This is a genomic window from Streptomyces sp. NPDC057271, assembly GCF_042668715.1.
GTDB lineage: Bacteria > Actinomycetota > Actinomycetes > Streptomycetales > Streptomycetaceae > Streptomyces.
In genome coordinates this window covers 5,998-13,170 of record NZ_JBHUYJ010000052.1, presented here as the reverse complement: position 1 = coordinate 13,170, position 7,173 = coordinate 5,998, and the positions used below count along the sequence as shown (strand labels likewise).

Genomic DNA, 7,173 nt, shown 5'->3' with positions numbered 1-7,173 from the left:
CCTTGCGTTTAATTTCCTCGTTTCTTCCCCCCTCCTTCCCCCGCCCGCGTCAGGCGGTCACCCGGCCGTTCACGACGACCCTGCGTGGGGCCGCCAGGGCGCGGACGTCCGCGCGGGGGTCCTCGGCGTAGACGACGAGGTCCGCGGGGGCGCCCTCCTCCAGGGAGGGGCGGCCCAGCCAGGCCCGGGCACCCCAGGCCGTCGCCGAGAGGGCCTCGATCGGCGGGATGCCGGCCTTGACCAGTTCCTCCACCTCGGCCGCGACAAGCCCGTGCGCCAGGGAGCCTCCGGCGTCCGTGCCGACGAAGACCGGGACGCCCGCGTCGTAAGCCGAGCGGACGGTGTCGTACCGGCGCTCGTACAGCCGTCGCATATGCGCCGACCAGCGCGGGAACTTCTGCTCGCCGCCCTCCGCGAGCCGCGGGAACGTGGCGATGTTGACGAGCGTCGGGACGATCGCGACGCCCCGCTCGGCGAAGAGCGGGATGGTGTCCTCGGTGAGTCCGGTGGCGTGCTCGATGCAGTCGATTCCCGCCTCCACCAGGTCCCGCAGCGAGTCCTCCGCGAAGCAGTGCGCGGTGACCCGCGCCCCGAGCCGGTGGGCCTCGGCGATCGCCGCCTCGACCTCGGCGCGGGGCCAGCAGGCGCCCAGATCGCCCGCGTCCCGGTCGAGCCAGTCCCCGACGAGCTTCACCCAGCCGTCGCCGCGCCGCGCCTCCTGGCCGACGTAGGCCACCAGGTCCTCGGGCTCGATCTCGTGGGCGTAGTTGCGGATGTAGCGGCGGGTGCGGGCGATGTGGCGGCCGGCACGGATGATCTTCGGCAGGTCCTCGCGCTCGTCGATCCAGCGGGTGTCGGACGGCGAGCCCGCGTCACGGATCAGGAGCGTCCCCGCGTCGCGGTCGGTCAGCGCCTGCTTCTCGCTGGTGGCCTCGTCGACCGGGCCGTGCTGGTCCAGGCCGACATGGCAGTGCGCGTCCACGAGCCCCGGCAGGGCCCAGCCCTCCACCGTCAGCGCCTCGCCGGACGGGCGGGTGTACGTGATCCGGCCGTCGACCGCCCACAGCTCGTCCCGTACGTCCTCCGGGCCGACGAGCACCCGCCCCTTCACATGCAGCACAGTCAAGTTTCCTCGCACCTTTTCCTGCTCCCAGTATGCCTGCACTTGGCATCTTCCCAGCCGATGGGCGGACGGGAGCAGCGAGGTGCAGGCTGGAGGGAGACAGGCCGTCGAGGGGTCGTTATGTCCAGCATCTACATCGCGCGGGAGAACAAGGCGTTCCGGGCATCGCACCCTTGCCCCCTCTGTGACAAGGAGACCACCGCCCACGCAGTCGACTTCTTCTCCTGGCGCTCCAACAACAGCGTCTGCCTCGCTTGCGCCAGGAAACATCGCGCCCCTGCTGGCTCCATCGGCGCACTCCGCGACCTGCTGTGGCGCGCCGAGGATGAACTGCGCGCCAAGTGTCCGACTGAAGCAGAAGAGATCATCGAAGCTGCATACGACGCGCGCATGACTACCAACGACATCTCGATCTCGGTCGCCGAAATCCGTGCGGCTTGGGAAGACATTTTGAAGGCCCTGGAACGCTGCTGAGGAATTAGAGAGAGGCTATCGCCCCGGTGATGCGCTCCTTCGCCTCGCGGCCGTGCACGGCAACCTGGGACAGCTCGGCGAACGCCCTGAGGTAGGTGCGGATCTCGCCCGGAGCCTTGATGTTGACCTCGGCCGTCAGGGTCTCGACGGCCACCTGATCCTCGTCGAAGGCGTAGAAAGCTTCCAGCGGCCACACGCTGCGGCGGGCGGTGAACGGGATGATGCCAAGGGACACATTCGGCCGGGACATGATCTCAAGCAGGTGGCGGAGTTGCCCTCTCATCGCCGTCTCGTCGCTGACGCGGTAGTAGAGCACGGTCTCTTCCAGCAGCAGCGCGAACCGATGGTCTCCCTCGTGGACCACGCGGGACCGGTTCAGACGTGCCTGTACCGCGTCCGCGACGTCGTCGGGCGTGCCCTGGAAGTCCGTGATGGACCGCAGGAGCCCTGTGGCGTACTCGGCAGTCTGGAGCATGCCGGGCACAAGGTTCGAGGCGTAGACACGGAAATGGCGTGTTCGCTGGTACAGCGGCAGAGTCTTCTCATGGACGCGCCGCATCCCGTCACGGTGGAGCTGCCGCCACTGGACGTACATGGACTCCGCGGTACGCGAGGCAGCGATGAGGTCGCCCGCCTGCTCCTCCGCGTCACAAGCCCTGCACCACGCCCGAATGTCGTCGTCCGACGGAGCGGTCTTGGCCCTCGCGATGCGGGACGCCTTTGACTTGTGCCAGCCACATCGCTGCGCCAGCTCAAGCCCCGTGAGCCCGGCATCCCTCCGGATCTCGTCCAGGCGGGTAGCGATGGCCGCGCGGGCGACCTGGGCGGTGGATAGCGGGGACGTGGACATGAACTGGCGTACCGGGCTTCTCAGATGACGTACTTGTCGTGCGGGATGGCCCGCTCCCAGACAGCATCGAACGCGGTTGAGCACAACCGGGCCAACGCCGGCTCGTCAGTCTGGTCGGTGTGCACCCAACGCCCGTCGCCGTCAAAGACGTTGAACTGAACGATGCGGCCGTCGAAGAGCCAGAAGTCGTTACCCGGCAGCGCGAGGTCGGAGGCCTGACGTCTCGGAAGGCAGCGGATCTCCTCCCCTGCGGCGACGTTAGTGAACGTGAACGAGTGCTCATATCGGATGTACTCGCTCGGCGGCTCACCGACGATCCGCGCACGGCGCATCATGACGCCTTTGGCGGTGACCTCTTGGACGAGGTCGAGCCATGGACGCCACCACGACTGACGGTCGTCCGGGTCGAGCCGGTGGCCCCGCTTCCACGCCGCGAAGCCGTCGTCCTCGTCCGCAATCGCGTACAGGTCCCGCATCTCAAGGTGCACGGCTGAGTGCTCCACGGATTGGATCAGGTCGGCAAAGCTACTGAGGCTCTGCGTCATCAAGTGCCTCCCTCAGCAGCGGGATCATGCGCTGCGGTAGCCGGATCACGCCCTCATGGTCGGGTAGCGGGCTGTCCTCGACGGTCCGGGCGATCGTGTCGGTGTCGGCTTTCGTGCCCTGGATGACGAGATCTCGCGTGTCCTCGTCCACCCACACGCCGGGCAGCCGTGATCTCCGGACTCTGGATCTTTCCCGACGAACCGTAGGTCCATGACCCCTCCCCATGACGAGTCGGTTGCTTTCGGTTGCACCAGAGCCTCACGGTGCCGCGACCAGGGCGTCAAGGTCGCCACGGCTTGCGTGCAACCGCGTGCAACTTCGTGGACCGGCCTGTTCCCAACTCCTACGGTCATAACCGGAGTCACGGAGAAGTCGGGGAGACCAATGGCCACGAAGCACAAGACAACACAGGAGCGACCTGTAGTCCTTCCTGTCGGCTTCAACGCGTGGCTCCTGGACTGCGCCCCGGTCCGGGACTGCAAGAGGTGCCAGCACGAGTGGCAGCGCCTCAACGCGGCTAAGGAACTCGGCAGCATCACCCAGGCCGCCAAGCACGCCACGAACATCCGCGACCACGCCTCTGGGGCCCACTGATGGCAATGGACATGCGCACATACCAGGACGGCCGCAAGGAAGCGACGGACGCGGCGGAGGCGATCCGGGCAGCCATGGCCGCTCTCGGCCTTCCCGAAAGCGTCTGGGGCAGCGTGCGCCCGATGGTGACCCACAGTGGCAAGCCATACGTACACCTGGGGATGGTGCGCGCAGAGGCAGCCGAAAGGATGGCGGAAGCGATGCGGGCTCCTGCCGAGCACGTTGAGTAAGGGAATGGAGTAGTAGCGGGCTTCAAACGTCCACGATCAGAAGTTGATCTTATTTGCGGAAAAATACCGCCGCGCCCAGTCCTCAATCTCGTCGGCGCTGAAATTTTCGGACCCCGGCACTAGGCGAAATTCCGCGCATCCTTCATCTCGATTAGGCCAGACCACGAACCAGCCCCCCTTGGTGGGACCGAAGATGACTGCGTGACTGTCGTCCGGTCCGAGAGCGAATCCATCCGCCGGGCTTTCCCTATTGATTTCCATGATTCCATCACCCCTGCTTCCCTTACCCCTTGACCCATGGTAGGCGAGCGGAGGAAGAAATACCTTTCGGGGAGAGAGACAGGCAGGAGCAGTCGTTCGCTGCTCATCCCGTGTTTGCGTCGCCCGGCCCGCCCCCTACCTGCGCCTGCGCCCTCGACTCGACAGAACCCAGATGCGGAGATGCAACGAGCCGCTTGCGGGCGCAAACTGATGCCATGAGGCTGCATAGAACTCAGCACGCACCGCGCGTTGACCCCTACATGCGGCAGCACCCTCACCTGGTTCAGGACCTAATCACCGCATGGACGTGGGATCACGCCCTGGCACGCCAAGCATCTGGGCTGAAATTGCTGGGGCTTATCGTCTCACTCCTTGCGGCTGGGTGCAGTGCAGTCGCTGGTGGAATCACTGCTCAAGCCTGGAACGAGAACTGGGCGCGTCCCACTGTGGCGTGGGTGTCGGTCGCTGCCGCTGCACTGACGACTATCGCGGGCAGCCTTGCCGCTTGGGCGAATACGACCTCTCAAGCTCAGGTCAAGTGGGAGGGCATCGCGCATCAACGGCGCGATGTGTTCGATCGCTTGCGAAATGGCGCTTCCTACGACCCGAAGCGTCTTGAAGATCTAGACAGAGAGCAGTTGGCGGCGCCGAAGCCCGCCATGCTTCCTGGGATGTTCCAGAGGGTCAAGGAACAAGTAGAGCAGGAGGATATGGTCAAGGCGGAGTATCTCCCACCAGGACAAGGGACAAGCAGTCTCTGGGGGTCGCCCGCTCCTTCGCCGCAGGGCTCCCGAAACGGAGGAGCCTTGCACGTCAAGGACAATCGCAACGGCGAGAAGCGGGCTGCATAGACGCGGTATCACAGCGCCAGAAGCTCCTCCAGTTCCAGTCCCCGCAGGTATGCCGCACGTCGCCCAGGCGTCCACAGACCGCTGTCGGCGGACCGGATCCCGGCGATCAGCGCCGACGGGTATGCGCCGAGCGCAACCACAGACACCTCCATCAACTGGACCTCTGTGCGCACGACGATCATGCCGCTGTCGGTGCGCTGCTCCCGTTCCCTGATGGGCCGAAAGCCCACGCTGAAGGCGTCGGCGACGCCATCGCGGACCAGGGTTAGTAGCTCGTCTCCGGCAGCGGTCTCGGCGACCCGGAACGCCCCGTACAGGCCGTTCGGCTGCTCCCTCAGCTCGACAGCCCTCCCGACCGGCAGGGACCGGGCGTCATGCCCCCGGAGCAACTTCACACGGGCGCCTGCCTCGTTGATCGTCTTGCGGAAGGCACCCGCTGCGAACCGCTCCAGGTAGCCGCCGTAGCTGTCCCGGATCTCGACGACCTGGTTGAACGGACAGACGATCCCGAAGATCGTCCGCCTATCTGCCGCACCGTCCGCGCTGACAAGAGCCCCGTACGACCGGTACAGGATCGGCTCGCCGCCGGCTCGGCTCTCGAACGACCGGGTGACCACAAGCGGCGGGCTGTTACTGCGAGTTGAATCGCTCATCTCGCATCACGCCGCCGTCTGGACGTCGAGCATCTTGAATGCGTTCGTAGTCAGCACGTCGGCGCCGACCCGCCAGTACGCGTACCAGCCGACTCGCCCGTCCGGGAGGTGGTTGGCAGAGTTCTGGAGGATGCCAGGGCCGATGAACGCCACGCACTCTACGAGGGGCGGGCTTCCCGCCACAGAGGGATCATTCGTCGATCGCCGGCCAGGGCTGTACGCGCCTGTTGTCCGGTTTCGGGCGTGAAGGGGCCCGGACGTCCGAAGCGTACGGAACCGGCTCGGTACCCTGAACCGACGTTCGACCCTCCTTTCGAAGAAGGCACCGCCGTGACCGTGACGCATCCGCTGCTCGACCTGGCCCCGCTGACCGCCGCGCACTTCGCGTCCATCGAGCGGAGGGTCGCCGCCCTGCTCTCGACGGAGCAGGACGTGGTGATCACGCAGGGCGAGGCGCTGCTGCCGCTGGAGGGCTGCATCCGCAGCGGTGCCCGGCCGGGCTCGACCGCGCTGAACATCGTCACGGGGCCGTACGGCCAGACGTTCGGCAACTGGCTGCGGGACTGCGGCGCCACGGTCGTGGACCTGGACGTGCCGTTCCACACGGCGGTGACGGCCGCTCAGGTGGAGCGGTCGCTCGCCGAGCACCCGGAGATCGACTTCGTGTCGCTGGTGCACGCGGAGGCGGCGACCGGCAACACCAACCCGGTCGCCGCGATCGGCGAGGTCGTGCGGGCGCACGGCGCACTGTTCTACCTCGACGCGGTGGCCTCGATCGGCGCGGAACCGGTACTGCCGGACGAGTGGGGCGTGGACATGTGCGTCATCGGCGCGCAGAAGGCGATGGGCGGCCCCGCGGGTGTCTCGGCGGTCTCCGTGAGCGAGCGGGCGTGGGAGCGGTTCGCGGCCAACCCGCGGGCACCGCGCCGCTCGTACCTCTCGCTGCTGGACTGGAAGGAGCGCTGGATCGACGGCGGCCGCAAGGCTCTGCTGCACGCACCGGCGCAGTTGGAGATGCTGGCGCTCGAAGCGTGCGTGGAGCGGATCGAGGCGGAGGGCCTGGACGCCCTGATGGCCCGCCATTCGTCCGCCGCGGCCGCGACGCGGGCGGGCACGCTGGCGCTGGGCGGCGGCCTCGAACCGTACGTCCACGACGCGAAGGACGCGGCCCCGGTCGCGACGACGCTGCGCGCTCCGGCGGGCGTGGACGCCTCGCAGCTGGTCGCCCGGGCGCTGGCGGCGGATCCGTCGCTGCCGCTGATCGCGGGCGGCGGCGCGCTGGCGAAGGAGATGATCCGGGTCAACCACTACGGCGTGGACGCGACCCCGGGCGCGGTGCAGTCCTCGCTGGCGGCCGTGGGCGCGGCTCTCGCCGACACGGGCCGCCCGGTGGACCTGGAGGCCGCGCGCCGCGCGGCGACGGAGGCGTGGAGCTAGGGCGAGCCTGAGGCGCGGCACATCCGGCGAGGGGGCGGGGGGTGGGGGGGGGGCACAACAGCCCCCCCCCCCCCCCCCCCCCCCCCCCCCGGCCCCCCCCACCCCCCCCCCTCCCCACCAGACCCCCGGAGACGCCCCCCCCCGCCCTTTTTTT

General features: G+C 67.8%; 10 protein-coding genes. 4 read left to right on the top strand and 6 right to left on the bottom strand.

Going from position 1 to position 7,173, the window contains the following annotated elements; genetic code table 11:
* Positions 1 to 49: 49 nt before the first annotated feature.
* Complete coding sequence (locus tag ACFUJR_RS23175) at positions 50 to 1,120, bottom strand: amidohydrolase family protein (RefSeq protein WP_383450679.1); 1,071 nt, start codon at positions 1,118 to 1,120, stop codon at positions 50 to 52.
* A 123-nt stretch (positions 1,121 to 1,243) separates the two neighbouring features.
* Here ACFUJR_RS23175 and ACFUJR_RS23170 point away from each other — a divergent pair, with 123 nt between their 5' ends.
* Positions 1,244 to 1,597: a hypothetical protein gene (locus tag ACFUJR_RS23170; protein ID WP_383178128.1), complete on the top strand. Its 354-nt coding sequence runs from the start codon at positions 1,244 to 1,246 to the stop codon at positions 1,595 to 1,597.
* A 4-nt stretch (positions 1,598 to 1,601) separates the two neighbouring features.
* Here the strand turns inward: ACFUJR_RS23170 and ACFUJR_RS23165 are convergent, their stop codons facing one another.
* Genes ACFUJR_RS23165 through ACFUJR_RS23155 form a run of 3 tightly spaced genes read right to left on the bottom strand, consistent with a single transcriptional unit; the run spans position 1,602 to position 3,143 of the window.
* Positions 1,602 to 2,447, bottom strand: a complete 846-nt coding sequence (locus ACFUJR_RS23165) for a helix-turn-helix domain-containing protein (protein WP_383178125.1) — start codon at positions 2,445 to 2,447, stop codon at positions 1,602 to 1,604.
* A 20-nt stretch (positions 2,448 to 2,467) separates the two neighbouring features.
* The gene (locus ACFUJR_RS23160) at positions 2,468 to 2,992 is read right to left on the bottom strand and encodes a DUF6879 family protein (RefSeq protein ID WP_383178123.1); all 525 of its coding nucleotides are present in this window, start codon (positions 2,990 to 2,992) and stop codon (positions 2,468 to 2,470) included.
* Complete coding sequence (locus ACFUJR_RS23155; RefSeq protein ID WP_383178120.1) at positions 2,973 to 3,143, bottom strand: hypothetical protein; 171 nt, start codon at positions 3,141 to 3,143, stop codon at positions 2,973 to 2,975. Before ACFUJR_RS23155 ends, ACFUJR_RS23160 begins: the two co-directional genes overlap by 20 nt.
* A gap of 234 nt (positions 3,144 to 3,377) precedes the next feature.
* On the opposite strand from ACFUJR_RS23155, the gene ACFUJR_RS23150 reads away from it, so the two are divergent.
* Positions 3,378 to 3,587, top strand: a complete 210-nt coding sequence (locus tag ACFUJR_RS23150) for a hypothetical protein (protein WP_383178117.1) — start codon at positions 3,378 to 3,380, stop codon at positions 3,585 to 3,587.
* Between the two features lie 946 nt (positions 3,588 to 4,533).
* Positions 4,534 to 4,929 carry a hypothetical protein gene (locus ACFUJR_RS23145; protein WP_383178114.1) on the top strand — a complete coding sequence of 132 codons (396 nt, stop codon included), beginning with the start codon at positions 4,534 to 4,536 and terminating at the stop codon, positions 4,927 to 4,929.
* Between the two features lie 8 nt (positions 4,930 to 4,937).
* Here the strand turns inward: ACFUJR_RS23145 and ACFUJR_RS23140 are convergent, their stop codons facing one another.
* Both ACFUJR_RS23140 and ACFUJR_RS23135 read right to left on the bottom strand, forming a co-directional pair.
* Positions 4,938 to 5,546, bottom strand: coding sequence for an HK97 family phage prohead protease (locus tag ACFUJR_RS23140; RefSeq protein ID WP_383178111.1), 609 nt, complete (start codon positions 5,544 to 5,546; stop codon positions 4,938 to 4,940).
* A 42-nt stretch (positions 5,547 to 5,588) separates the two neighbouring features.
* Positions 5,589 to 5,765 carry a hypothetical protein gene (locus ACFUJR_RS23135; protein WP_383450672.1) on the bottom strand — a complete coding sequence of 59 codons (177 nt, stop codon included), beginning with the start codon at positions 5,763 to 5,765 and terminating at the stop codon, positions 5,589 to 5,591.
* Between the two features lie 153 nt (positions 5,766 to 5,918).
* Here ACFUJR_RS23135 and ACFUJR_RS23130 point away from each other — a divergent pair, with 153 nt between their 5' ends.
* Positions 5,919 to 7,019 carry a pyridoxal-phosphate-dependent aminotransferase family protein gene (locus ACFUJR_RS23130; protein ID WP_383178131.1) on the top strand — a complete coding sequence of 367 codons (1,101 nt, stop codon included), beginning with the start codon at positions 5,919 to 5,921 and terminating at the stop codon, positions 7,017 to 7,019.
* Positions 7,020 to 7,173 lie beyond the last annotated feature (154 nt).

What these genes read in the sequence shown, in the direction of transcription:
- ACFUJR_RS23170 (WP_383178128.1), top strand. Translation starts at nt 1,244, where the DNA reads ATGTCCAGCATCTACATCGCGCGGGAGAACAAGGCGTTCCGGGCATCG.
- ACFUJR_RS23165 (WP_383178125.1), bottom strand. Translation starts at nt 2,447, where the DNA reads ATGTCCACGTCCCCGCTATCCACCGCCCAGGTCGCCCGCGCGGCCATC.
- ACFUJR_RS23160 (WP_383178123.1), bottom strand. Translation starts at nt 2,992, where the DNA reads ATGACGCAGAGCCTCAGTAGCTTTGCCGACCTGATCCAATCCGTGGAG.
- ACFUJR_RS23150 (WP_383178117.1), top strand. Translation starts at nt 3,378, where the DNA reads ATGGCCACGAAGCACAAGACAACACAGGAGCGACCTGTAGTCCTTCCT.